This window comes from Knoellia sp. LjRoot47 (assembly GCF_964253435.1).
Classification (GTDB): domain Bacteria; phylum Actinomycetota; class Actinomycetes; order Actinomycetales; family Dermatophilaceae; genus Knoellia.
Genome location: NZ_CAXUQS020000002.1, coordinates 27,493 through 51,998, shown reverse-complemented (window position 1 = coordinate 51,998; position 24,506 = coordinate 27,493). Strand labels below are relative to the sequence as shown.

The 24,506-nt window shown below is 71.0% G+C and carries 22 protein-coding genes; 19 read left to right on the top strand and 3 right to left on the bottom strand.

The annotated features are described in order from the left end of the window. Window positions 1-26 precede the first annotated feature (26 nt). Genes secF through ACSQ11_RS14950 form a run of 3 tightly spaced genes read left to right on the top strand, consistent with a single transcriptional unit; the run spans window position 27 to window position 4,093 of the window. Window positions 27-1,226 (top strand): protein translocase subunit SecF, encoded by a 1,200-nt coding sequence (secF, locus tag ACSQ11_RS14960; protein ID WP_436006924.1) that lies wholly within the window; start codon window positions 27-29, stop codon window positions 1,224-1,226. A 2-nt stretch (window positions 1,227-1,228) separates the two neighbouring features. Next, complete coding sequence (locus tag ACSQ11_RS14955; protein ID WP_436006922.1) at window positions 1,229-1,789, top strand: adenine phosphoribosyltransferase; 561 nt, start codon at window positions 1,229-1,231, stop codon at window positions 1,787-1,789. 9 nt (window positions 1,790-1,798) lie between these two features. Next, window positions 1,799-4,093, top strand: a complete 2,295-nt coding sequence (locus ACSQ11_RS14950; protein WP_436006920.1) for a RelA/SpoT family protein — start codon at window positions 1,799-1,801, stop codon at window positions 4,091-4,093. A 210-nt stretch (window positions 4,094-4,303) separates the two neighbouring features. Here the strand turns inward: ACSQ11_RS14950 and ACSQ11_RS14945 are convergent, their stop codons facing one another. Then, a complete protein-coding gene (locus ACSQ11_RS14945; RefSeq protein WP_436006918.1) occupies window positions 4,304-5,953 on the bottom strand; it encodes a DUF349 domain-containing protein in 1,650 nt (549 codons plus the stop codon). Window positions 5,954-5,955: 2 nt separating this feature from the next. Next, window positions 5,956-6,744, bottom strand: coding sequence for a peptidylprolyl isomerase (locus ACSQ11_RS14940; RefSeq protein ID WP_436006916.1), 789 nt, complete (start codon window positions 6,742-6,744; stop codon window positions 5,956-5,958). 57 nt (window positions 6,745-6,801) lie between these two features. On the opposite strand from ACSQ11_RS14940, the gene ACSQ11_RS14935 reads away from it, so the two are divergent. Both ACSQ11_RS14935 and hisS read left to right on the top strand, forming a co-directional pair. Further along, entirely contained in the window at window positions 6,802-7,503 is a 702-nt protein-coding gene (locus ACSQ11_RS14935; RefSeq protein ID WP_436006914.1) for an MBL fold metallo-hydrolase, read from the top strand. Then, window positions 7,500-8,846: a histidine--tRNA ligase gene (hisS, locus tag ACSQ11_RS14930; RefSeq protein ID WP_436006912.1), complete on the top strand. Its 1,347-nt coding sequence runs from the start codon at window positions 7,500-7,502 to the stop codon at window positions 8,844-8,846. The genes ACSQ11_RS14935 and hisS overlap by 4 nt, the downstream gene beginning before the upstream one ends. Here the strand turns inward: hisS and ACSQ11_RS14925 are convergent. Next, window positions 8,809-9,420, bottom strand: coding sequence for a hypothetical protein (locus ACSQ11_RS14925; protein ID WP_436006910.1), 612 nt, complete (start codon window positions 9,418-9,420; stop codon window positions 8,809-8,811). The two genes, hisS and ACSQ11_RS14925, sit on opposite strands and share 38 nt — an antisense overlap. A gap of 56 nt (window positions 9,421-9,476) precedes the next feature. Between ACSQ11_RS14925 and ald the strand changes: the two genes are divergently transcribed. From ald to ACSQ11_RS14855, 14 genes are all read left to right on the top strand, one after another. Beyond that, the gene (gene ald, locus ACSQ11_RS14920) at window positions 9,477-10,592 is read left to right on the top strand and encodes an alanine dehydrogenase (RefSeq protein WP_436006908.1); all 1,116 of its coding nucleotides are present in this window, start codon (window positions 9,477-9,479) and stop codon (window positions 10,590-10,592) included. A 35-nt stretch (window positions 10,593-10,627) separates the two neighbouring features. Continuing rightward, entirely contained in the window at window positions 10,628-11,578 is a 951-nt protein-coding gene (gene xerD, locus ACSQ11_RS14915) for a site-specific tyrosine recombinase XerD (protein ID WP_436006906.1), read from the top strand. A 92-nt stretch (window positions 11,579-11,670) separates the two neighbouring features. After that, window positions 11,671-12,603, top strand: coding sequence for a ParA family protein (locus tag ACSQ11_RS14910; RefSeq protein ID WP_436006904.1), 933 nt, complete (start codon window positions 11,671-11,673; stop codon window positions 12,601-12,603). A gap of 4 nt (window positions 12,604-12,607) precedes the next feature. After that, the gene (locus tag ACSQ11_RS14905; RefSeq protein WP_436006902.1) at window positions 12,608-13,552 is read left to right on the top strand and encodes a segregation and condensation protein A; all 945 of its coding nucleotides are present in this window, start codon (window positions 12,608-12,610) and stop codon (window positions 13,550-13,552) included. Further along, window positions 13,545-14,201, top strand: coding sequence for an SMC-Scp complex subunit ScpB (scpB, locus tag ACSQ11_RS14900; RefSeq protein WP_436006900.1), 657 nt, complete (start codon window positions 13,545-13,547; stop codon window positions 14,199-14,201). Before ACSQ11_RS14905 ends, scpB begins: the two co-directional genes overlap by 8 nt. Then, complete coding sequence (locus ACSQ11_RS14895) at window positions 14,198-15,121, top strand: pseudouridine synthase (RefSeq protein ID WP_436006898.1); 924 nt, start codon at window positions 14,198-14,200, stop codon at window positions 15,119-15,121. The genes scpB and ACSQ11_RS14895 overlap by 4 nt, the downstream gene beginning before the upstream one ends. Then, window positions 15,118-16,224, top strand: coding sequence for a prephenate dehydrogenase (locus ACSQ11_RS14890; RefSeq protein ID WP_436006896.1), 1,107 nt, complete (start codon window positions 15,118-15,120; stop codon window positions 16,222-16,224). The genes ACSQ11_RS14895 and ACSQ11_RS14890 overlap by 4 nt, the downstream gene beginning before the upstream one ends. Before the next feature lie 60 nt (window positions 16,225-16,284). Then, window positions 16,285-16,992 (top strand): (d)CMP kinase, encoded by a 708-nt coding sequence (gene cmk / locus ACSQ11_RS14885; protein ID WP_436006894.1) that lies wholly within the window; start codon window positions 16,285-16,287, stop codon window positions 16,990-16,992. Window positions 16,993-17,042: 50 nt separating this feature from the next. Further along, the gene (locus ACSQ11_RS14880; RefSeq protein ID WP_436006892.1) at window positions 17,043-17,732 is read left to right on the top strand and encodes a lysophospholipid acyltransferase family protein; all 690 of its coding nucleotides are present in this window, start codon (window positions 17,043-17,045) and stop codon (window positions 17,730-17,732) included. Between the two features lie 51 nt (window positions 17,733-17,783). Then, the gene (gene der, locus ACSQ11_RS14875; RefSeq protein ID WP_436006890.1) at window positions 17,784-19,265 is read left to right on the top strand and encodes a ribosome biogenesis GTPase Der; all 1,482 of its coding nucleotides are present in this window, start codon (window positions 17,784-17,786) and stop codon (window positions 19,263-19,265) included. 142 nt (window positions 19,266-19,407) lie between these two features. Further along, on the top strand, window positions 19,408-19,791 hold the full coding sequence (locus ACSQ11_RS14870) for a response regulator transcription factor (RefSeq protein ID WP_436006888.1): 384 nt from the start codon (window positions 19,408-19,410) through the stop codon (window positions 19,789-19,791). Next, window positions 19,788-20,900, top strand: coding sequence for a HEAT repeat domain-containing protein (locus ACSQ11_RS14865; protein ID WP_436006886.1), 1,113 nt, complete (start codon window positions 19,788-19,790; stop codon window positions 20,898-20,900). Before ACSQ11_RS14870 ends, ACSQ11_RS14865 begins: the two co-directional genes overlap by 4 nt. Further along, window positions 20,897-22,354, top strand: a complete 1,458-nt coding sequence (locus ACSQ11_RS14860) for a glycosyltransferase family 2 protein (RefSeq protein WP_436006884.1) — start codon at window positions 20,897-20,899, stop codon at window positions 22,352-22,354. The genes ACSQ11_RS14865 and ACSQ11_RS14860 overlap by 4 nt, the downstream gene beginning before the upstream one ends. Further along, entirely contained in the window at window positions 22,351-24,438 is a 2,088-nt protein-coding gene (locus ACSQ11_RS14855; protein WP_436006882.1) for an ATP-binding protein, read from the top strand. The genes ACSQ11_RS14860 and ACSQ11_RS14855 overlap by 4 nt, the downstream gene beginning before the upstream one ends. Window positions 24,439-24,506: the final 68 nt, after the last annotated feature.

The window sequence follows — 24,506 nt, the reverse complement described above, 5'->3', positions numbered from 1 at the left end:
CACTCCGATACTTTGCGAGGACCCCGATGATCAGCTTCGCCGACCTCGGCAACGACCTCTACACCGGCAAGAAGTCGATCCCGGTCGTCCCCAAGCGCAAGACCTACTACATCGTCTCGCTCGTCCTCATGGCCATCGCGATCGCGGGCCTGGGCATCAACAAGCTCAACCTCGGCCTCGAGTTCAGCGGTGGCTCCGAGTTCCGCGTGACGAGCTCGTCGGTCCCGGGCGACTACGAGTCCAAGGCCCGTGACGCCCTCGGTGCGGCCGACGACTCCCAGGGCGTGCGCGTCTCCAAGCTCGGCGCCGGCACCGTCCGGGTCCAGACCGAGCGTCTCGACGACGCCGAGAGCGCCAACGTCCGCACCCAGCTCGCCAAGACCTTCTCGGTCAACGAGGACAACGTCAGCGCGACCTTCATCGGCCCCTCGTGGGGTGACTCGGTCACGAAGCAGGCGCTGCGCGCGCTCATCATCTTCCTCGTGCTCGTGGCCGGCGTGCTCGCGATCTACTTCCGCAACTGGAAGATGGCGGCGGCGGCGCTCATCGCGCTCGTGCACGACCTCATCATCACCGTCGGCATCTACTCGTTCAGCAAGTTCGAGGTCTCGCCGGCGACGATGATCGGCTTCCTCACCGTCCTGGGCTACTCGATCTACGACACCGTCGTCGTCTTCGACAAGGTGCGGGAGAACACCAACGAGGCGTTCGCCAACGGCCGGATGAGCTTCGCCAAGGCAGCCAACCTCGCCGTGAACCAGACGCTCGTGCGGTCGATCAACACCACGGTCATCGGCGTCCTGCCGATCCTCGCGGTGCTCGTCGTCGGTGCCCTGTTCCTCGGTCCGGGCACGCTCCTCGACCTGGCCCTCGTCCTCTTCATCGGCATCCTCGTCGGCGCGTACTCCTCGATCTTCCTCGCGACGCCGCTCCTCGTGAGCCTTCGCACCAAGGACGCGGCGGTCGTCGACCTCGACAAGCGGTCTGCCCGCTCCGAGGCCAAGCGCGCCAAGGAGATGGCGGTGGCCCCCGCCGGTGCCGGTGCTGCCGGTGCTGCCGGTGCCACGTCGGCCGGGATGGAGCCCTCGAGCGACGGCGTCCCTTCGGGCGCGCCGATGGCCCACGACGAGGAGTCGGCCACCATCACGGGTCGCCAGGTCCACAAGTACGCCCAGTCCGGACCGCGCAACCAGCCCAAGCGCCCTCCGAAGTCGCGTCGCAAGTAACGATGACCGAACCCGAGGCGATCAGCGACCTCGTCGCCAGCCGGTTGCGGGACGTCGCCGACTTCCCGAAGCCGGGGGTGGTGTTCAAGGACATCACGCCGCTGCTCGGTGACGCCGACGCGTTCGGTGACGTGATCCGCGCCCTGGCGCGACGGCATACGGACTCGGACGGCACGGTCGACGCGGTGGCCGGTGTCGAGGCACGAGGCTTCATCGTCGGCGCGGCCCTGGCCCTCGAGCTCGGGGTCGGGTTCGTCCCCGTCCGCAAGGCAGGAAAGCTGCCCGGCAAGACCGTGCAGCGGACCTACGACCTCGAGTACGGCACGGCGACCATCGAGATCCACGCCGACGCGGTCTCGCCCGGTCAGCGGGTGGTTCTGGTCGACGACGTGCTCGCCACCGGTGGGACCGCGATCGCGGCCTGGGACCTGCTCAGCGACTGCGGCGCCGACGTCGTCGAGCTCGCCACGGTCGTCGAGCTGGCGTTCCTCGGCGGCCGGGAGGCTCTCGGCGAGCGGCCGGTGCACTCCCTGCATGTCGTCGGCGGCGCGGCGGACGCCTAGACTCCGTCCATGGCAGAGGAGACCACGCCGATCCCGGTGCGCAGTGGGGCAGCTGGCTCCAACCGCGCCCGCGCGCGTGCCCGCCTCGCCCGGTTCGGCTCGGCCCGTCCCTCGGCCCACCCCGTCCTGGAGCCGCTGCTGACCACGGTGCGGGTGACGCACCCCAAGGCCGACGTCTCGGTCATCGAGCGGGCCTACGAGGTCGCCGAGCGTGCCCACGAGGGCCAGATGCGCAAGAGCGGCGACGCCTACATCACGCACCCGCTCGCGGTGACGACGATCCTCGCCGAGCTCGGCATGACCCCCCCGACGCTGGCCGCGGCACTGCTCCACGACACCGTCGAGGACACCGACTACGGCCTCGACCAGCTCGAGAAGGACTTCGGCGCCGAGATCGCCATGCTCGTCGACGGCGTGACCAAGCTCGACAAGGTCACCTACGGCCAGGCCGCGCAGTCCGAGACGGTGCGCAAGATGGTCGTCGCCATGGCGCGCGACATCCGGGTCCTCGTCATCAAGCTCGCCGACCGGCTCCACAACGCCCGCACGTGGCGCTACGTCTCCAAGGAGTCGGCGCAGCGCAAGGCCCGAGAGACCCTCGAGATCTACGCCCCGCTGGCGCACCGGCTCGGCATGAACACCATCAAGTGGGAGCTCGAGGACCTGTCGTTCCAGACCCTCTACCCCAAGGTCTACGACGAGATCGTCCGGCTCGTTGCCGAGCGTGCCCCGGCCCGTGAGGAGTACCTCGCGACCGTGCGCGAGAGCGTCGAGTCAGACCTGCGCGCGGCCCGGCTCAAGGCCACCGTCACCGGCCGCCCGAAGCACTACTACTCCGTCTACCAGAAGATGATCGTGGGCGGCCGCGACTTCGACGAGATCTACGACCTCGTCGCGGTCCGCGTCCTCGTCGACACCGTGCGGGACTGCTACGCCGCACTGGGCGCGATGCACGCCCGGTGGACGCCGGTGCCCGGCCGCTTCAAGGACTACATCGCGACGCCGAAGTTCAACATGTACCAGTCGCTGCACACGACGGTCATCGGTCCCGAGGGCAAGCCGGTCGAGATCCAGATCCGCACGCACACGATGCACCGCCGCGCCGAGTACGGCGTCGCCGCGCACTGGAAGTACAAGGAGAAGAGCCCGGCCGGCACCGACTCACCGTCGACGAGCAACACCGGCGCCAACGACATGGCGTGGCTGCGCCAGCTCCTCGACTGGCAGAAGGAGACCGCGGACCCGGGGGAGTTCCTCGAGTCCCTGCGCTTCGAGATCAACGCCAGCGAGGTCTACGTCTTCACCCCCAAGGGCCAGCTCGTCGGCCTCCCAGCCGGGTCGACTCCCGTCGACTTCGCGTATGCCGTGCACACGGAGGTCGGCCACCGCACCATCGGTGCCAAGGTCAACGGCCGCCTCGTGCCGCTGGAGTCGCGCCTCGACAACGGCGACACCGTCGACGTCCTCACCTCCAAGGCCGACGGAGCGGGACCGTCGCGCGACTGGCTGAGCTTCGTCAAGTCGGCGCGGGCGCGCAACAAGATCCGCCACTGGTTCACCCGTGAGCGCCGCGAGGAGATGATCGACCAGGGCAAGGACGCGCTGGTCAAGACGATGCGCAAGCGCAGCCTGCCGCTGTCGCGCCTGTCGTCCGTGGAGTCCCTCACCGGTGTCGCCGAGGAGCTGCGGCTCAGCGGGATCGACGGTCTGTATGCCGCGATCGGCGAGGGGCACGTCAGCGCCCAGCACGTCGTGGCCCGGCTCGTCGCGGCCCAGGGCGGTGAGGAGTCGAGCGACGACCTCGCCGAGGTCACGATGCCGCGCCCGATCTCCACCAAGCGCCGCCGCGCCGGCGACCCAGGGGTCGTCGTCAAGGGCATGTCGGACGTCTGGATCAAGCTCGCCCGCTGCTGCACCCCCGTCCCCGGCGACGACATCCTCGGCTTCGTCACCCGCGGCATGGGTGTCTCGGTCCACCGCCGTGACTGCACCAACGCCGGTGAGCTGCTGCGCCAGCAGGACAAGATCATCGACGTCGAGTGGGCACCCACCTCCAACAGCGTCTTCCTCGTCCAGCTCCAGGTCGAGGCCCTCGACCGCTCGGCGCTGCTGTCCGACGTCACCCGCGTGCTCTCCGAGAGCGGCGTCAACATCCTCAGCGCCTCGGTCCAGACGTCCCGTGACCGCGTGGCAGCCCTCAAGTTCACCTTCGAGATGGGCGACCCCTCGCACCTCGACCACGTCATCAAGGCCGTGCGCAACGTCGGTGGCGTCTTCGACGCCTACCGCATCACCCAGACCTGACGCTCCTTCTGTCGGGACGGCCTCGCGTACGGAGCGCCTGTGGCGTCGTCCGGGACGTGCGTCGGCCCGGAAGCCTGCGCGCCCGATGAAGGTGAGGCGGACGGCATACGGAAGGTGGCGCGCAGGGTGGAGGGCCGCTAGCGCGGCACGGACGACGCGAGGGCGCGCCCCAGCCGAAGCCGGGGCGCGCCACTGAACGTCAGGTGAGGGTCAGGAGCCGAACTCGTCGCCGGCGGCCTCGGCCTGCGCGAGCCACGCCTGCTGCGACTCGAGCTTGGCGGTGAGGTCCTTGACCTTGCGGTCGTTGCCCGAGGCTGTGGCCTTGGCGAGGTCGGCCTCGATCGACTCGATCGAGGACCGGAGCTGGGTCACGAGCGAGTTGGCGCGGGCGGCGACCTCGGGGTTGGAGGACTTCCACTTCTTGTCCTCCTGCTCCCGCACCGCCGTCTCGATCCGGCGGATGGCCTTCTCGGTGCGGTCGATGTCGGCGCGGGGGACCTTGCCCGCGGCGTCCCACTTGTCCTGGATGACGCGCAGCTGTGCCTTGGCCTGGTCGAGGTCGGTCACGGGCAGGATCTGCTCGGCCTCCTTGAGCAGCTCCTCCTTGACGGCGAGGTTCGCGCGGAACTCCTCGTCCTCCGCGGCCGAGACCTCGTCCTTGGCGTTGAAGAAGGCGTCCTGAGCGGTCTTGAAGCGCTCCCACAGGGCGTCGTCCTCGGAGCGGGATGCGCGACCTGCCTGGCGCCACTGGTCCATGAGGTTCTTGAACGCGCGAGCGGTCGGGCCCCAGTCCTTGCTCGTGGACAGCGCCTCGGCCTCGGCGACGAGCGACTCCTTGGTGCCGCGTGCCTCCGCGCGCGAGGAGTCGAGCTGCGCGAAGTAGCTGCGCCGGCCCTTGTCGAAATGGTTGCGGGCGTGGCTGAACCGCTGCCACAGCGCGTTCTCGGTGGGCTTGTCGAGCTTGGCCCCGCCGCGCTGGTGCTGCTTCCACTGGTCGAGCAGGGCGCGCATGCGCTCACCGCTCTGCTTCCACTGGGTCTGCTCGGGGTCCTGGCCCGAGATGGCCTCGGCCTCGGCCACGATGGCCTCGCGCTCGACCGCTGCCGCGGCACGAGCCTGCGCCCGGGCGGCCTGCTCGGTCTCGCGCTTGGCGACGAGGCCGGTCTCGATGGCCGCGACGCGGGTGTCGAGGGCGGCGAGGTCACCGACGACGTGGGCGTCGGCGAGGTGCTGCTTGAGGGTGTTGAGGCCCTCGCCGACCTCCTTGGCGGAGACATCGGGGTTGGCCAGCCGCTGCTCGAGGAGTTCGGCCGACGCGGCGATCTCGTCGTACTTGCGGGCGAAGTACTGCAGTGCCTCGTCCGGCGTGGCACCGGGGTACGAACCGACCTCACGCTCCTCGTCGCCGACGGTGACGAAGACATGGCCCTCATCGTCGACCCGGCCGAACCGCGCGGACTCGGAGTGCTCGTGGACTACCGGCGTCACGGGCGGGGTCGGGCGCGCGGCCATCCGCGAGGCCAGCGCCGCGGGTGAGGGCGCGGCCGGCTTGGGCGCCGCGGGAGCAGGCGCCGGGGTCGCGGGCGTGGGGAGGGACGTGGCGGGCTCGGGGTCCGAGACAACCGCCTCCGGTGCGTCGGTGTGCTCCTCGGTGGCGGTGGGCGTCTCGGCACCCTCGGGCTCAGCCGCAGCAGGGGTCTCCTCGACCGGAGCGCTGGTCTCCTGCTCCGGTACCGGCGCCTCGGACGCCTCGGCCTCGTGCGACGTCGTCACCTCCGCCGCGCCGTCGGGCGCAGCTGCTGGGACCTGCTCCTGCCCGGGTGCGTCCGCGGGGGTGGTGCTCGTCGTCTCGTCGCTCACGGCTATGCCTTCTTCTCTGTCACCGCAACCCGAAGGATGCTGATGGGTGCGTTGGGGGCACCGATGGTCTCCGACTCGCCGCCGGGCTGGACACCCGCTGCGGCGACCTTGTCGACGATATCCAAACCCTTGGTGATCGTGCCGAAGATCGTGTATCCGTTCGGGTCCGGCAGGCTCGTCTCGCCGTTGACGAGGAAGAACTGCCCGCCGTTGCCCTTGGCCGGGTCCTGGGTCCGCGCCATGGCCACGGAGCCGCGCGGGTAGGTGCCGTCCTTCGGGGCGTTCTCGACGCCGAAGCCGTAGCCGGGGTTCCCCTGACCGGTCCCCGTCGGGTCGCCGCACTGGAGCAGCTTGAAGCCGTCACCGACGCCGAGGCGCTGGCAGGGGGAGCGGAGCCAGTAGTCGGCCCTGGCCAGCTGGATGAACGACGCCACGGCCTGCGGCGCCTTGGCGCCGTCGAGGTCGAGGACGATGTCACCGCAGTTCGTCGTGAGCGTCGCCGTCCACATCGCGCCCTTGGCCGTCGCCTTGTCGGGGAGGTCGAGCTTGGCCGCCGTGCCGAGCGGCGCCGGCGGCTGCTCGCACCCTGCTGCCGTCTGCTGGGGCTTGTCCGGCTCGTCCGGCCTGAGGGCGATGGCGAGCCCACCGACGAGCGCAGCGACGACGGCCACCGTCGCGACGATCGCCGCGACCCGCCTCGTGCGGTCGCGCTTCGCGGCTCGCGCAGCGGCCGTGGCCTGCTGCTTCTCCCATCGGCGCCGTGCCCGGTCGCGCTCCTGCTTCTTCGTCACCCGCGGAAGTCTAGGGAGGCCGTATGCCGTCCGCGCACCCGACTAGGGTTCTGCGGTGTGTTGACCATCGCCTTCCCCGCCGCGGCCTTCGGGACCAACTGCTACGTCCTCGCGACGGGGGAGGGGCAGGAGTGCGTCGTCGTCGACCCGGGCATCGGCATCGAGGAGACCCTGCGCGAGGTCCTCACCGAGCACCGGCTCAAGCCGACGGCGGTCCTGCTCACCCACGGCCACATCGACCACGTCTACTCGGTGACGCCGGTCTGCGGAGGTGACACCGCGGCATACATCCACTCGGACGACCGCTACCGTCTGTCCGACCCGCTCGGGTCCGCGAGCCCCGGCATCGTCGGGATGCTCGAGCAGCAGTTCGGCTCGAAGGCCACGTGGTCCGAGCCCAACAACGTCGTCGAGGTGACCGACCGGCAGGCGCTCACGCTCGCCGGCCTCGACCTCGACGTCCTGCACGCCCCGGGCCACACCGAGGGGTCGGTGATGTTCGGGTTCGAGAGCCTTCCCGAAGGGGTCCGGGCGCCCGAGGAGCTCGATCGCACGATGATCTCTGGCGACGTCCTCTTCGCCGGCTCGATCGGCCGCACCGACCTACCCGGCGGCGACGGCTCCGCGATGCAGCGGTCGCTGCGCGACGTCGTGCTCCCGCTGGCCGACTCCACGCTCGTCCTGCCCGGGCACGGACCCGCGACGACGATGCGGCGTGAACGGAGCTCCAACCCCTACCTGCAAGGATTGACGGCGTGAAGGTCACCAAGCTGAGCGGCTTCCCCGAGTACCTCCCGTCCGAGCGCATCGTCGAGCAGCACTTCCTCGACGTCATCCGCGAGACGTTCGAGCTGCACGGGTTCACCTCGCTCGAGACGCGCGCCGTGGAGCCGGTCGACCGGTTGCTCGGCAAGGGCGGCGACGCCGACAAGGAGATCTACGGCGTCACCCGTCTCGCCGACGCGGGCGCCGAGCGCTCCTCGCGCGAGCCCGAGCTGGGCCTGCACTTCGACCTCACCGTGCCCTTCGCGCGCTTCGTCCTCGAGAACGCCGGCAAGCTCGCCTTCCCCTACCGCCGCTACCAGGTGCAGAAGGTCTGGCGTGGGGAGCGGCCCCAGGAGGGGCGCTACCGCGAGTTCACCCAGGCCGACATCGACGTCGTCGACGTCGGCGAGCTCGCGCCGCACTTCGAGGCCGAGATGCCGCTCGTCATCGCCGAGGTCTTCGCCCGGCTGCCGATCGGCCGGATGACGATCCAGGTCAACAACCGCAAGATTCCCGAGGGGTTCTACCGGGGCATCGGGATCGACGACGTCGCGGGGACGCTGCGGATCGTCGACAAGCTCGACAAGATCGGCGCCGACAAGGTCAAGGCGCTGCTCGTCGAGGCCGGCCGCACGCCCGAGCAGGCCGACCAGTGCCTCGCCCTGGCCGAGATCCGCACCGAGGACCTGTCGTTCGTCGACCGCGTCCGTGCGCTGGGCGTCGAGCACGCGACCCTCGACGAGGGCCTCGAGGCGCTGGCCGCGGTCATCCAGAGCGGCCTCGACAACGCCCCGGGCGCCCTCGTCGCCGACCTCAAGATCGCCCGCGGGCTCGACTACTACACGGGCACGGTCTACGAGACCCAGCTCGAGGGCTACGAGTCGTGGGGGTCGTTCTGCTCCGGCGGCCGCTACGACGCCCTGGCGAGCGACGGGAAGACGACCTACCCCGGTGTGGGCATCTCGATCGGTGTCTCACGGCTGCTGGGCCTGGTCCTGTCCAAGGGGCTCGTCACAGCGTCGAGGGCGACCCCGGCGGCGGTGCTCGTGGCCGTCGTCGAGGAGGAGTCGCGGGCGGAGTCCGCCGCGGTGGCCAAGGCCCTGCGCGGTCGCGGCATCCCGTGCGAGGTGGCGCCGAGCGCCGCGAAGTTCGGCAAGCAGATCCGCTACGCCGACCGGCGCGGGATCCCGTTCGTCTGGTTCCCGGGCTCAGGCGATGTCGAGCACCAGGTCAAGGACATCCGCTCCGGCGACCAGGTCGACGCGGACCCGCAGTCGTGGGAGCCGCCGGCGCAGGACCTCACGCCGTCCGTGGAGGCCGCAGTCCCGAGTCCCTGAGCTCGAGCAGGGCCAGGGCGCGGATGGTCTCGCGGTCACCGCGGCGCCACGCGCCGCTGGGGTCGGACGAGACCTTCGCGAGCGTGGCCATGGGCTGGTTGGCCATGGCACGCAGGGCGAAGAGGTCGAGGTCGTCGTCGGCGTCGATGAAGCGCTGGGCCGCCGAGGCCCGGCGCACGAACCTCGCCCGCGCGAACGCCCACCAGATCCCCACGATGAGGATCGGCACGAGCGCCGTCGTCCATGCGAGGAGCACCGCGAACCGCTCGACCGCGCTCACCAGGTCGGTGCCGGCCTTCTCGATGTCGGTGCCGGCGCCGGCCGCGGACCGGAACGGCCCGGCGATGCGGTCGTCGAGCACCGGCAGGTCGTCGACACCGTCGCCCGCTGCGTTGAGCTTCTCCCGGAAGCCGGCTCCCGCCCCCTGGAGCTGGCGACCGGGCTCGGCCAGCGCCATCGTCACGTCGTGGACGCGGCGTCCGACCCAGACCCACAGCACCACCCAGGCGACGATGCCGAGGTCGGCGAGGATCTGCGCGAGGCGGCGTCCGGGCAGGTCTGCATAGAGCTTCACGCGCCCTAGACTCGCACTGCGGCACATCCACCGCGACCACGACGAAGGAGTCATCGGTGCGCATCGGCATCCCCAGCGAAGTCAAGAACAACGAGTTCCGGGTCGGCATCACGCCAGTGGGGGTGCACGAGCTGGTGACCCACGGGCACGAGGTGCTCATCCAGAAGGGCGCCGGCCTCGGGTCGTCCATCACGGACGACGAGTTCGTCTCGCAGGGCGCACGGATCGTCGACGACGCGGACGACGTGTGGGGCGACTCCGAGATGGTCATGAAGGTCAAGGAGCCGATCGCCGAGGAGTACCACCGGCTGCGCGAGGACCTCACGCTCTTCACCTACCTCCACCTCGCTGCCGACGAGCCGCTCACCAAGGAGCTCGTCGCCAAGCGCACGACCGCGATCGCGTACGAGACGGTCCAGCTGCCCTCCGGCGGTCTCCCGCTGCTCTACCCGATGTCCGAGGTCGCGGGGTGCCTCGCTCCGCAGGTGGGCGCCTACTCGCTCACCAAGCCGCAGGGTGGCCGCGGAGTCCTCATGGGTGGTGTCGGCGGTGTCGCCAACGCCAAGGTCGTCATCATCGGTGCCGGCGTGTCCGGCCAGAACGCCGCCAACATCGCCCTCGGCATGGGAGCCGACGTCACGCTCCTCGACACCGACCTCGACAAGCTCCGGATGAGCTTCTGGCGCTACAACAACCGCGTCCACGGGCTCGCGTCCTCGACGCTGGCGATCCGGCAGCAGGTCATGGAGGCCGACATGGTCATCGGTGCCGTGCTCGTCCCCGGCGCCAAGGCACCCACCCTCGTCTCCAACGAGCTCGTGTCGCAGATGAAGCCCGGCTCGGTGCTCGTCGACATCGCCGTCGACCAGGGCGGCTGTTTCGAGGACACGCACGCGACGACCCACGCGGACCCGACCTACGAGGTCCACAACTCGGTCTTCTACTGCGTCGCCAACATGCCCGGTGCCGTGCCCAACACCTCGACCTGGGCCCTGACCAACGCCACCCTCCCGTATGCCGTGCGTCTCGCCGACCAGGGGTGGCTCGACGCGTCGCGTCGCGACCCGGGTCTGGCGCTGGGCATCAACACGCACGCCGGCGACATCGTGTGCGCACCCGTCGCCGAGGCCCACGGACTCGAGTCCCGCGAGCTCGCCGAGGTGCTCGGCTGAGCCGCGCACCACTCCCGTCCGGCAGGCTGGAGGTCATGACCCCCACCGCGCCGGACGCAAGGAGGGCCACCCGGGTCGACCGTGCTGTCCGGTCCTGGCTGACCCATCTCGACGTCGAGCGCGGGGTGTCGGCCAACACGCTCAAGGCGTACCGGCGAGACCTCGGCAGGTGGACGGCATACCTCGCCTCGATCGGCGTCGACGACCCCGCGCGGGTGGGGGAGCTGCAGGTGAGCGAGTTCCTCGCGCGGCTGCGCGAGGGCGACGAGGAGCACCCACCGCTCGCCGCGAGCTCCGCAGCCCGCACGCTCGTCGCGGTCCGCGGGCTGCACCGCTTCCTCGCGCTCGAGGGGGAGGTCGAGACCGACCCCGCGGCCGCGGTGAGCCCCCCGCCACCGCCGTCGCGCCTGCCCAAGGCGATCAGTGTGGGCGAGGTGGAGCGACTCCTCGACGCCGCAGCGGTGGGGGACACGCCGGCGTCGCTGCGCGACAGGGCGCTGCTCGAGGTGCTCTACGGCACCGGTGCCCGCATCTCCGAGGCCATCGGGCTCGACGTCGACGACGTCGACCTCGACTCGGGTGTGGTGCGTCTCGAGGGCAAGGGCGGCAAACAGCGTCTCGTGCCGCTCGGGTCGTACGCGAAGGAGGCGCTCACGGCATACCTGGTCCGAGGGCGGGGCACCTTCTCCGTCAAGGGGCGCGGGACGCCGGCGATCTTCCTCAACCAGCGCGGCTCGCGCCTGTCGCGACAGAGCGCGTGGTCCATCCTGCGGGCGGCGGCCGAGCGGGCCCAGCTGTCCGGTCACCTGTCACCGCACACGCTGCGCCACTCGTTCGCGACCCACCTGCTCGAGGGCGGTGCCGACGTCCGCGTCGTGCAGGAGCTGCTCGGGCACGCGTCGGTCACGACGACGCAGGTCTACACGCTCGTCACGGTGCAGCAGCTGCGCGAGGTCTACGCCCAGAGCCACCCGCGTGCCCGCTGATAGTGTCGTCCCGATCAGCGGGATGCTGACCGCGTGCACGCCAGTTCGGGAGAGAGATGGATTCGTCAGACATCGATGCCGTGGTGACCTCAATGGATGAGTCCGTCGACACCCGGACCCACGACCAGAGCGACACCGCGAGCCGCAACGGACACCTGCCCGGGACGGAGGACGCGGCCGTCGGCACCGTCGGACCCACCGGCCGTCCGCTGCCGACCTTCCCCGAGCCGGCGCCCCTGGCGAGCCACGGCCCGGCGCGGGTCATCGCCATGTGCAACCAGAAGGGTGGCGTCGGCAAGACCACGACGACGATCAACCTCGGTGCGGCCCTGGCGGAGTACGGCCGACGCGTCCTCCTCGTCGACTTCGACCCGCAGGGCGCCCTGTCGGTCGGCCTCGGCATCCCGGCCCACGAGCTCGACGTCACCGTCTACAACCTGCTCACCGAGCGGGGTCACGACGTGCGCGACGTCATCCAGAAGACCAAGGTCGAGGGCCTCGACGTCATCCCGGCCAACATCGACCTGTCGGCCGCCGAGGTCCAGCTCGTCGGCGAGGTCGCCCGCGAGCAGATCCTCGCCCGCGTCCTGCGCCCCGTCCTCGACGACTACGACGTCGTCCTCATCGACTGCCAGCCCTCGCTCGGGCTGCTCACCGTCAACGCCCTCACGGCGGCCCACGGTGTGCTCATCCCGCTCGAGTGCGAGTTCTTCGCCATGCGCGGCGTGGCGCTGCTCGTCGAGACGATCGAGAAGATCACCGACCGGCTCAACCCGCGCCTGCAGGTCGACGGCATCCTCGCGACGATGTACGACGGGCGCACCCTGCACTCGCGCGAGGTCGTCGCCAGCGTCGTCGAGCACTTCGACGACCGCGTCTTCCACACCGTGATCAGCCGCACGGTGAAGTTCCCCGACGCGACCCTGGCCGCGGAGCCGATCACGACCTACGACTCCACCCACAAGGGGGCCGGCGCCTACCGTCAGCTCGCAAGGGAGCTCATCGCCCGTGGCGGAGCAGCCTGACACCATGACCGAGGCCCCCGGCGGCGTTCTCACGAGGCGGGCAGCGACGACGGCCTTCGAGGTCCACCTCGACGTCTTCTCGGGTCCGTTCGACCTGCTCCTCGGTCTCATCTCCAAGCACAAGCTCGACATCACCGAGATCGCCCTCGCCAAGGTCACCGACGAGTTCATCGCGCACATCAAGGCCGAGCAGGCCAAGGGCGGTGACGGCTGGGACCTGTCGCAGGCCTCGGAGTTCGTCCTCGTCGCCGCGACCTTGCTCGACATCAAGGCTGCCCGGCTCCTGCCGCAGGTCGGCCCGGAGGACGAGGAGGACCTCGCACTCATCGAGGCGCGCGACCTCCTCTTCGCCCGGCTGCTGCAGTACCGCGCGTTCAAGGACATCGCGCGCACCTTCGACGACCGGATGTCGACGGCAGCGCGGATGACCGCGCGCCAGGCGGGTCTCGAGCCGCAGTTCGCCAAGCTCCTTCCAGAGCTCATCATGACGATCACGCCGGAGCAGCTCGCGATGATCGCCGCCGGCGCACTCACCCCCAAGGTCGCCGACACCGTCGGCCTGACCCACCTCCACGCGCCCGCCGTGAGCGTGCGCGAGCAGGCGAGCATCATCGGCGAGCGCCTGCGCCGCGACGGCACGTCGTCGTTCCGCGCGCTCGTGCGCGACGCCGACAACACGCTCGTCATCGTGGCGCGCTTCCTGGCGCTCCTCGAGCTCTTCCGCGAGTCGGCCATCACCTTCGAGCAGGTCGAGGCCCTCGGCGAGCTCACCGTGCGCTGGACCGGCTCGATGGAGGGCGACATCGACGTCGACGACGAGTTCGACGACGCCGCACCGGCCGAGGGGGCCGACGACGACGCGCTGCCCCTCGACGTCGTCGCGGCCGAGGGTGACGCGCCACGAGGCGACGCACCCACCACCGATCAGCGAGAGGCTGACCATGACTGACACACCCGTGACCGACCCGCCAGCGGACGGCGTCCTCGAGGAGGGCGTCGTCGAGGACGTTCCCCAGGACCAGCTCGCGTTCGACGTCGGCGACTTCCCGGGCGGGCTGCGCAGCGCCGTCGAGGCCGTCCTCATGGTCGTCGACGAGCCGGTGACCGAGCTCGCCCTCGCGTCCGCACTCGAGGTCCCCGTGCCCGACGTCGAGACCGCCCTCGCCGAGCTCGAGGAGGGGTATGCCGCGCAGCAGCGTGGCTTCACCCTGCGGCAGGTGGGTGGAGGGTGGCGCGTCTACAGCCGTCCCGAGTACGCGCCGGTCGTGAGCAAGTTCCTGCTCGATGGCCAGCAGGCCAAGCTCACCCAGGCCTCCCTCGAGACCCTCGCCGTCATCGCCTACCGCCAGCCCGTGTCACGCTCGCGTGTCGCGGCCGTCCGCGGCGTCAACGTCGACGGCGTCATCCGCACCCTCCTCACCCGTGGCCTCATCGAGGAGGTCGGGTCCGAGGAGGAGTCGACCGCCAACCTCTACGGCACGACGTCCTACTTCCTCGAGCGGCTCGGACTGCAGTCGCTCGACGACCTACCAGCCCTTGCTCCCTACCTCCCGGAGGTTGACGTGCTCGACGAGATCGCAGAGAGCGGCCGGTCATGACCCCGCCGCAGAGCCGACGCGGCGGACCCGCGAAGAAGCCGTCCGGTGGCGGCCGTGGCCGCCCTGCCCAGGGTGGTCGTGCGCCCGCCGGTGCCGGTGGTGGCGCCGGTCGTCCCCGCGGTGTCGGGACGACCAAGAAGAGCCAGCCCACCTCGCTGCCCCAGCGCCCCAAGGCGAAGGCGGTCGACGTCCACGACCCCGACGGCATACGCCTCCAGAAGCTCCTCGCCTCCGCGGGCGTGGGATCCCGACGGGTCTGCGAGCAGCTCATCTCCGAGGGCCGGGTCGAGGTCGACGGCCAGGCCGTCACCGAGCTCGGCGTGCGGATCAACGCCGACCAGGTCGTCCACGTCGACGGGGTCCGCGTCACGCTCGACGAGTCGCGCGTCTACCTCGCCTTCAACAAGCCGCTCAACGTCGTCACCTCGATGAACGACGAGCTCGGCCGGATCGACATCGGCGACTACTTCGGCGACCGCAAGGAGCGGCTCTTCCACGTGGGACGCCTCGACGCCGACACCGAGGGCCTGCTGCTCCTCACCAACGACGGCGACCTCGCTCACCGGCTCCAGCACCCGAAGTACGGCGTCCTCAAGACCTACCTCGCCCAGATCCGCGGGCCGGTCCCGCGCGACCTCGGCAAGCGGCTGCGCGAGGGCATCGAGCTCGAGGACGGTCCGGTGCAGGTCGACTCGTTCCGCGTCGTCGACAGCCAGCCCGGCAAGGCGATCGTCGAGGTGATCCTCCACGAGGGGCGCAAGCACATCGTCCGCCGGATGCTCGCCGAGGCGGGCCACCCGGTGCTGTCGCTGGTGCGCACCCAGGTCGGACCGATCCGGCTGGGCGACACCAAGCCCGGCAAGTTCCGCCGGCTCACCAAGGGTGAGGTCGGCGACCTCTACACCGCGGCGGGGATGTGACCGACGCGCCGGACACTCCCCGGGTCCACGTCGTCGGCACCGGCCTCATCGGGACGAGCCTGGGGCTCGCCCTGACGCGCGCCGGTGGCGTCGTGACCCTCGAGGACATCTCGAGCACCAATGCGGCGCTGGCCCGTGACCTCGGTGCGGGCGAGACCCCCGGTGCCGCGTCGGACGTACTGTCGCCCGACCTCGTCGTCGTCGCGACGCCGCCCGACGTCACTGCGGCCTGCGTCGCCGAGTCGCTCGAACGCTGGCCCGAGGCCGTCGTCACCGACGTCGCGTCCGTCAAGGTGGCGATCCTGGACTCACTGCGGTCGCGCGGCGCCGACCTCTCGCGCTTCTGCGGTTCGCACCCCATGGCGGGCCGCGAGCGCAACGGTGCGGTGTCCGGCCGGCACGACCTCTTCCACGGGCGGGCGTGGGTGCTCACGCCCACCGACGAGACGTCCGAGGTCGCCGTGGCGCTCGTGCGCTCGGTGGCGTCGAGCGTCGGGGCCGCGGTCGTCACCCTCGACCCCGCCGACCACGACGCCGCCGTGGCGTCGGTGTCGCACGTGCCGCAGCTCGTCGCCAGCCTCGTCGCGGCGCGGCTCGAGCACCTCGCCGACTCGTCGGTGGCGCTGGCCGGGCAGGGTCTGCGCGACGTCACGCGCATCGCCGCGAGCGACCCGCACCTCTGGACCCAGATCCTCTCGGGCAACGCGCACGCCGTGCGTGACGTCCTCACGGCGCTGGCCACCGACCTCGACGGCGTCATCGCGGCTCTCGACGCGCTCGGCACCGACGACGACCCCCCCGGCGCCCGGGGCACGCTTGCCCGCGCCATCGCCGCCGGCAACGCCGGCCATGCGCGGATCCCCGGCAAGCACGGAGCCGCGCCGACGGCATACACGACCGTCCGGGTGCTCATCCCGGACGAGCCGGGACAGCTCGGGCGGCTCTTCGCCGACGTCGGGTCGATCGGCACCAACATCGAGGAGTTCCACCTCGACCACGGCCTCGGGCAGGCCTTCGGGCTCGCCGAGATCGACGTCGTCCCGGGCTCGGCGGCCGCGCTGTCCGAGGGTCTCGAGGAGCGCGGCTGGCGGCTGCACGGCTGAGGCGCCGGGCGCCACGACCGGAGCACCGGACCCGCCGTGGGACCACCTAGGCTGACCGCCATGACGCGCGAGCCCGCCCCCCTGACCATCGCCATCGACGGCCCCTCGGGGTCCGGCAAGTCGAGCGTCTCCAAAGCGGTCGCGGCGCAGCTCGGGGTGGGCTACCTCGACACTGGGGCGATGTACCGCGCCCTCACCTGGTGGTGCCTCGACCAGGGCGTCGACCTCACCGACGAGGGCGCCGTCGTCGCCGCCGCGCAGGTCCTGCCGCTCGAGCTCTCGACCGATCCGGAGGACCAGCGGGTCGTCGTCGGCGGGACCGACGTCACGGCCGACATCCGCACCACCGCCATCAGCTCCGAGGTCTCCAAGGTCGCGACCAACACCGGCGTGCGCCCGATCCTCCAGCAGGCACAGCGCGACCGGATGGCCGCGATCGCGCAGGAGACCGGGGGAGTCGTCGCCGAGGGACGTGACATCACCACCGTCGTCGCGCCGGACGCGCTCGTGCGACTGCTGCTCACCGCCAGCGAGGAGGCCCGGCTCCGTCGTCGCTCCGCAGAGGTCCACGGCTCGGCCGACGAGGCGGCCATCGCGGCGACCCGCGACCAGGTCCTGCGCCGCGACCGTGACGACTCGGCGGTCTCGCAGTTCACCGTCGCGGCCGACGGCGTCGTCACCGTCGACACCTCCGACCTGGACTTCGACGAGAGCGTCGAGGCGGTCCTCGCCGTCGTCGCCTCGCTCGCAGGGCACGCCGAGGACTGACCCGCCCGAACCTCCTCTCGTCCGTCGGGCGTGGACTATCGTCACCGCCCGTGACGCACGAGAACCTCAGTCCCGCACCATGGCGGGCCACGCTCGGCCACCGCGTCGGCCAGGGTCTCGTCCGTTCCCTGTATGCCGCGCACGCGTCCGGCGCGCAGCGGGTCCCCGCGTCCGGTCCGGTCATCCTCGCGGCCAACCACACGGGCTACCTCGACGGTGCCGTCGTCCTCGCGATGGCGCCCCGCCCGTCCCACTTCCTCGTCCTCGCCTCGACCTTCGAGCTCGGCGTCGGCCCGCTGTTGCACCTCACCGGCCAGATCCCGCTCGAGCAGGGTCGCGGTGACCGCACGGCGCTGACGTCCGCGCTCGGGGTGCTCGAGCGCGGGGGAGTGGTGGGCATCTTCCCCGAGGGTGGGAGGGGGCGAGGCGACCTCGCACAGGCGGGCAAGGGGGTGGCGTGGCTGGCGCTCCAGGGGCACGCGCCCGTCGTCCCCGTCGCCTGCCTCGGCACCCGGGCCACCGGGGACCTCGCGTCCTCGTGGCCGAGGCTCCGCAGCAGGCTCGTCGTCGACTTCGGCGAGCCGGTCTCGGTCTCGCGGGCTGCCGGCATACCGGGTCGGGTGCGCCTGGAGCGGGCGGCCGAGGAGATCCGGGTCTCGCTCGCGGAGCACGTCCGCGAGGCGAGCGACCGGCACGGCATCGCACTGCCCACCGACGTGCCGCCCGACGTCTGGGACTGACGGACCCGGCGCCGGACGGAGCATGACGCGATCTCTGGGAGAATGGATGCCATGAACACCCCCGAGACCGACGAGACCGTGACCGACGACGGGTCACTGGACGAGTCCGTCACGCATGCCCTGCGTGTTGGCCTGGACGACTTCGAGCTGAGCGACGAGGACCTCGCGCTCGTCGACCGGGGCGAGGGCTCCGTCGACAGCGAGGCCTACGAGGGTGCCGTCCCCGTCGTCGCCGTCGTCGGGCGCCCCAACGTGGGCAAGTCGACCCTGGTCAACCGCATCATCGGGCGTCGCGAGGCGGTCGTCGAGGACGTGCCCGGTGTGACCCGTGACCGCGTGGCCTACGACGCCGAGTGGACCGGCAAGCGCTTCACGCTCGTCGACACCGGCGGCTGGGCCATCGACGCCAAGGGCATCCACCTGCGCGTGGCCGAGCAGGCGGAGATCGCCGTCGAGCTCGCCGACGCCGTCCTCTTCGTCGTCGACGCCGTGGTCGGTGCGACCGACGACGACGCCGCCGTGGTCAAGCTGCTGCGGCGCGCCGGCAAGCCCGTCGTCCTCGTCGCCAACAAGGTCGACGACCAGCGCACCGAGGCCGACGCCGCTGCCCTGTGGAACCTCGGCCTCGGACAGCCGTGGCCGGTGTCGGCGCTGCACGGCCGGGGCAGTGGGGACGTGCTCGACGCCATCCTCGACGTCCTGCCCGAGAAGTCTGCGGTCGGCGCCTACCAGCGCGGTGGCCCCCGTCGGGTGGCCCTGCTGGGTCGCCCCAACGTGGGCAAGTCGTCGATGCTCAACAAGCTGGCGAAGTCCGACCGCGTGGTCGTCGACGACGTCGCCGGCACGACTCGTGACCCCGTGGACGAGTTCATCGAGCTCGGTGGCAAGACGTGGCGCTTCGTCGACACCGCCGGCATCCGGCGCAGGGTGCACCAGACCCGGGGCGCCGACTTCTACGCCTCGCTGCGTACCCAGACCGCGCTCGAGAAGGCCGAGGTCGCTGTCGTGCTCATCGACGCGTCGACCCAGATCACCGAGCAGGACATCCGTGTCGTCCAGCAGGTCGTCGACTCCGGCCGCTCGCTCGTCATCGCCTACAACAAGTGGGACCTCACCGACGAGGAGCGCCGTCACTTCCTCGAGCGCGAGATCGAGCGCGAGCTCGTCCAGATCCCGTGGGCGCCGCGCGTCAACGTCTCCGCGTCGACCGGTCGTCACATGGACCGCCTCGTGCCCGCTCTCGAGACGGCGCTGGAGTCGTGGGACACCCGCATCCCCACCGGCCGCCTCAACGCCTTCCTCGGCGAGGTCGTCGCCGGGCACCCGCACCCGGTGCGTGGTGGCAAGCAGCCGCGCATCCTCTTCGCGACCCAGGCCTCGACGCGGCCGCCGCGGTTCGTGCTCTTCGCATCCGGGTTCATCGAGGCCGGCTACCGCCGCTTCATCGAGCGTCGTCTGCGCGAGGAGTTCGGCTTCGAGGGCACGCCGCTCGAGGTGTCGGTGAGGGTGCGCGAGAAGCGGTCTCGGCGCTGAGCGGTCGCTCGATCCTCGCCGGACGACCCCCGTCCGGAGCGCACCGTGAGCCACGCGTCGACACCCATGGTGGTTTCATCGTCAATTACCAGCCGTAACTAGTTCGGGGCTATACGCTGGTGGCTCGACGAGAGGGGTCCGCGTGCCACCCAATGGGGTTCAGGTAGTAGTAGCCGACGACGACGACGACATCAGGGACTTGGTCGAGCTCAAGCTCACCCAGTCGGGCTACACCGTCCGGGCCTGTGTCAATGGTGTCGACGCCCTCGAGGAGATCCGTCGCGACCCGCCCCAGCTGGCGGTGCTCGACGTCATGATGCCGGGGCTGTCCGGCATCGACGTCCTGCGTGAGGTCAGGGCCGACGAGGCTCTCAAGGGGGTGCGGGTCGTGCTGCTCACGGCGCGTTCCCGCGACACCGATGTCGACATGGGCTTCTCGACAGGGGCCGACGACTACCTCATCAAGCCCTTCAGCCCCCGCGAGCTGGTCCACCGAGTGTCGGCCCTCGTCGCGCGCTCTCAGTGACCGGTCAGCCGCCGGTCTCGCTGAACTTCCTCGACGAGGTCCTCGTCGGGGTGCTGGTCCTCTGCGTGCTGCTGGCGTGCGTCGTGGTGCTGAGCCGGATCCGGATCGCCCGCGGACGCGAGGCGACCAGGCAGCGGCTCGCACCGTTGCGCCACGACCTGCTCGCCGTGGGGGCGGGGGAGGACGAGTCAGGAGCTGCGCGACGACGGCTCGCCGCCGACCGCACGGCCGGCGCCGACCTCGACCGTGCCGTCATCGACCTGCTCACCAAGGTGAGGGGCGCGCCGGCGGAGGACCTCGTCGAGGTCCTGCGCGAGCGCGACACGATCGACAAGGCACGGCGCGCCCTCGGATCCCGCTCCAGCGTGCGTCGCGCCCGTGCCACCCGAGCGCTCGGCCTCCTGCGCGACCCTGCGCTCACCCTCGACCTCGTCCGCATGCTCGACGACCGCTCCGGGGAGGTGCGCATCGTGGCCGCCAGGTCGATCGGCGCCCTCGGCCCCGATGCAGGCCCGAGCGCCGCGGCCTCGGTGCTGCGCGCGGTGCGCGAACGCCGCTCCGCGCCGGGCGTCCCGGCGACCGTCGCCATGGGAACCCTCACCCAGTTGGGCGTCCAGTCCGAGGCCGCGGTGTCCGTCGGCCTCGACGACGACGACCCCGGCGTGCGCAACGTCGCCGCCGCGGTGGCGGGCCACAGCCTCTTCCTCAGCTGCGCACCGCAGCTGACCCGTCTCGCCGCCGACGACCCCGACCGCATGGTCCGGGTCAGCGCGACCGAGGCGCTCGGCTCGGTGGGCCGGCCCGGAGACGTCGAGGTCATCTCCCGGCTGCTCGCCCCGCACGAGCCACCGGCCGTCCGGCGTGCCGCGGCCAGGGCTCTCGGTGACCTCGGTGGCGAGATCGCCGTCGAGGCGATGGTCGGAGTCCTCGCCGATGACGACCGGTCGCTCGCCATGACGGCCGCCGCCGCTCTGTCCCAGTCCGAGCACGGACGCACCGCCCTGCGCGCCGTGGCCGCCGACGACGACGCGGCCCCCACGGCCAGGTCCGCGGTCGCCGGGGTGCTGCAGATGCTCGACCTGCGCGACAGCGAACGAGGAGCCCGATGAGCCCCGACGACATCATCCCCGGCCTGCGCGAGGTCGTCATCGACGTCCTCGCCGCCGTCCAGTGGCCGGTCCTCGTCTACTTCGTCCTCATCAACACGTCCTACCTGATCTTCATCGCCCTTGCCGCGTGGGACTTCGTGCACCACCTGCGCCGGGTCGAGCAGACAGGCCGCCAGGAGCGCGTGGCGAGCGAGTTCGTGCCACCGGTCACCCTCGTCGTCCCCATGTACAACGAGGCTGCCGGGATCGTGCAGTCCATCCAGTCGCTGCTCTCGCTGCGCTACCCGCACCACGACGTCGTCGGCGTCGACGACGGCAGCACGGACGAGACGTTCGCGGTCCTCAAGGAGGCCTTCGACCTCGTCGAGGTCGACCGCGAGATCCCGCGTGACGTGCCGGTCAAGGCCGAGGTGCTCTCGGTCCACGTCCCGCGCAACGGACGTACCCCGCTGACGATCATCCGCAAGTCGAACTCGGGCCGGTCGGACGCGGTCAACCTCGGCATCAACGCGGCGGCAGGCGAGCTCCTCGTCTTCGTCGACGCCGACTCGATCCTCGACCCCGATGCCCTCATGACCGTCACGGTGCCCTTCGCCGACGACCCGACGCGCATGGTCGCGACCGGTGGCGTCATCCGGGCCGCGAACGGCAGCCGTGTCGTGGCCGGCCGGCTCGTCGAACCGCGCATGCCGCGCCAGCTGCTGCCTCGCATCCAGGTCGTCGAGTACCTCCGTGCCTTCCTCATCGGGCGCGCGGGATGGTCACGGCTCGGCGCCCTCGTGCTCATCTCCGGAGCCTTCGGCGTCTTCCGCCGCGACGTCCTCGTCGAGGTCGGCGGTCTCGACACCGAGAGCATCGGCGAGGACTTCGAGGTCCTCATGCGGGTGCACCAGCACCTCAAGCGCGAGGGCCGCGACTACCGGGTGAAGTTCGTCGGTGAGCCGGTGTGCTGGACCGAGGTTCCCTCGACGGCCAAGGTGCTGCAGAAGCAACGCGCCCGATGGCACCGGGGTCTCTGGGAGACGCTCTGGAAGTACAAGCACATGATGTTCAACCCGCGCTACGGCAAGGTCGGGATGCTGGCGGTGCCGTACTACTGGTTCTTCGAGCTCATCGCTCCGCTGCTCGAGTTCGTGGGGCTTCTCCTCGTCATCCTCGGCCTCGCCCTCGACGTCATCAACGTCCCCTTCGCGATCCTCTTCATGCTTGTCGCCTACGGCTACGCCATCCTCGTGACTCTCGCCGCGATGACCCTCGAGGAGATGACCTTCCGCAAGTACGCACGGTGGCGTGACCTCGGGACCATGCTCATGGCCGCCATCGCCGAGAACATCGGCTACCGCCAGCTCACCGCCTGGTGGCGCCTACAGGGCTGGTGGGCCAGCCTGCGTGGCAAGAAGCAGGTCTGGGGCACGATGACGCGCGTCGGGCTCGGCGAGGGGAACAAGCCGTGAAGCTCACGGGCGACCTCAGCGTCACCCAGCGGCTCAGGCGCCTGGTCTTCCTCCTCGTCGGGCTCATGCTGCTCGCTCTGCTCACGGGTACGGCCGCGGTCGTGGGAGCGTCCCGACACGTCGATCGACTCGCGGTCGTCCTCGGGCCCGCCGCCGACGCCAACGCGTCGCTGCTCCAGACGCTCACCGACGCCGAGACCGGCCTGCGTGCCTACGACGCGACGACCAACCCTCTCCTGCTCGAGCCCTTCTACGGCGCGCAGGAGAGGTCGGTGGCCCAGCAGCGAGCCATGCGTGCAGCGCTTGCCCCGGAGCGTTCACAGTGGTCCGATCGAATCAGCGCACAGGCGGACGCCGTTGACGCCTGGTGGATCTACGCGAACGAGTCCAAGGGTCGCCTCGACGCCGGGGGCAACCTCGACCTCATGACCGGCAAGCAGCTCTTCGACGAGGTGCGCGCGGCCAACGACGCGCTCGGCAGCGACCTGCGCGAGCGGCGGGTCGAGGCGCGCCAGGCGTCGACCAGCGAGCTCCGCAGCGCGCTGGTCCTGCTCATCGGCGGAACGCTCGTCGCCTCGGTGATCGCGCTGTGGGCCGGTTGGCGCATCGCCCGATCGCTCAGCGGCTCCATCGAGGCCCTACGCCGCGTCGTGGACCGGCAGCGAGACGGCGACCCGAGCGCCCGGGCCGACGAGGGCCGTGGACCGCTCGACGTGCGTGCCCTCGCCACCAACTTCAACCACCTCACCGCGACCACGCGAAGGCTCGAGGAGGACCAGCGGGAGGCCCTACGGTTGCGCGAGGTCACCCTCGGGCTGGCCACGAAGCTGCGAGGCCGGGTCACCGGCCGAGAGGCCCTGGGGCTCATGGCGGAGACCTTGGCCGAGGCGACGGGGACCACGGCGCTGATCTTCACGACACCCATGGGGGACCACGACGGCACCACCTGGCGCCTCGCCGTCGTGTGGCCGACGGACGCGGTCGACGAGTCGCGGATGGTCCTCGAGCCGCCCGTCTCGCGCGAGAGCATCGCACAGGGCATGTGGCTCTCAGGCCGGTTGCTCGAGACCTCCGACCTCGAGCACGACGAGCTGCGCCACTGGCCCTTCATCCAGAGCATCGCCGACCAGGTGCCCACCGGTGCGTTGCTCGGCACCCCGTTCGGGGTCGGGGACGGCGTCATCGGCGCGATGCTGCTCGTGTCGCCGGAGCCCCGAGAGTGGACGGCGCACGAACGCACCGCCCTCCAGCAGGCGACGGCGCACACCGCCCGCGCCTTCGTGGCGGAGGAGCGGCGGGCGCAGCAGGTCGAGCACGTCGAGCGGCTCGAGGCCCTCGACCGCCAGAAGGACGAGTTCGTGGGCACGGTCAGCCACGAGCTGCGGACGCCGCTGACCTCGATCGCCGGCTACCTCGAGATGCTCGAGGACGGCGACCTCGGCGAGCTCGAGCCCGCCCAGGTCAAGGCCCTCACCGTCATCGAGCGCAACACCAAGCGGCTGCGCGGCCTCATCGAGGACGTCCTCGTGCTCAACCGGATCGAGACCCGTGGGCTCGACCCGAGCTTCGTCCCGGTCGACCTCTCGGCCCTCGTGGCCGACGTCGTCCAGGACCTCCAGCCGCAGGCCACCGACAACGAGGTGGTGCTCGAGGTCCTCGACATGCCCGAGAGCTGCGTCGTGTCGGGTGACGCGCTCCAGCTCGGTCGGGCCCTGACCAACGTCTTCGGCAACGCCGTGAAGTTCTCCCAGCAGGGAGGATCGGTGACCATCACCGCCGTCGTCGAGGCGACGCGCGTGCGGGTGCAGTGCCGCGACACCGGGATCGGCATCCCCGAGGCGGACATGGAGCGGATGTTCTCGCGCTTCTTCCGGGCCAGCAACGCCACGTCGCAGGCCATCCCCGGCACCGGTCTGGGCCTGGCCATCGTCAAGGCCATCGTCGAGGCCCACCACGGCGAGCTCGAGCTGCACTCGGTCGAGGGCGAGGGGACGACCGTCGTCCTCGTCCTGCCGATCAGCCGGACCGATGAGGCGACGGCCCCGTCGGTACGGGAGTGGGCCGATGTCGGCCAAGGCGCCTGAGTCAGCCCCGCCACCACGACCGCGCACACGGGAATGCACGAGGGCGGTCCTCCGACTCTGTCGGTGGA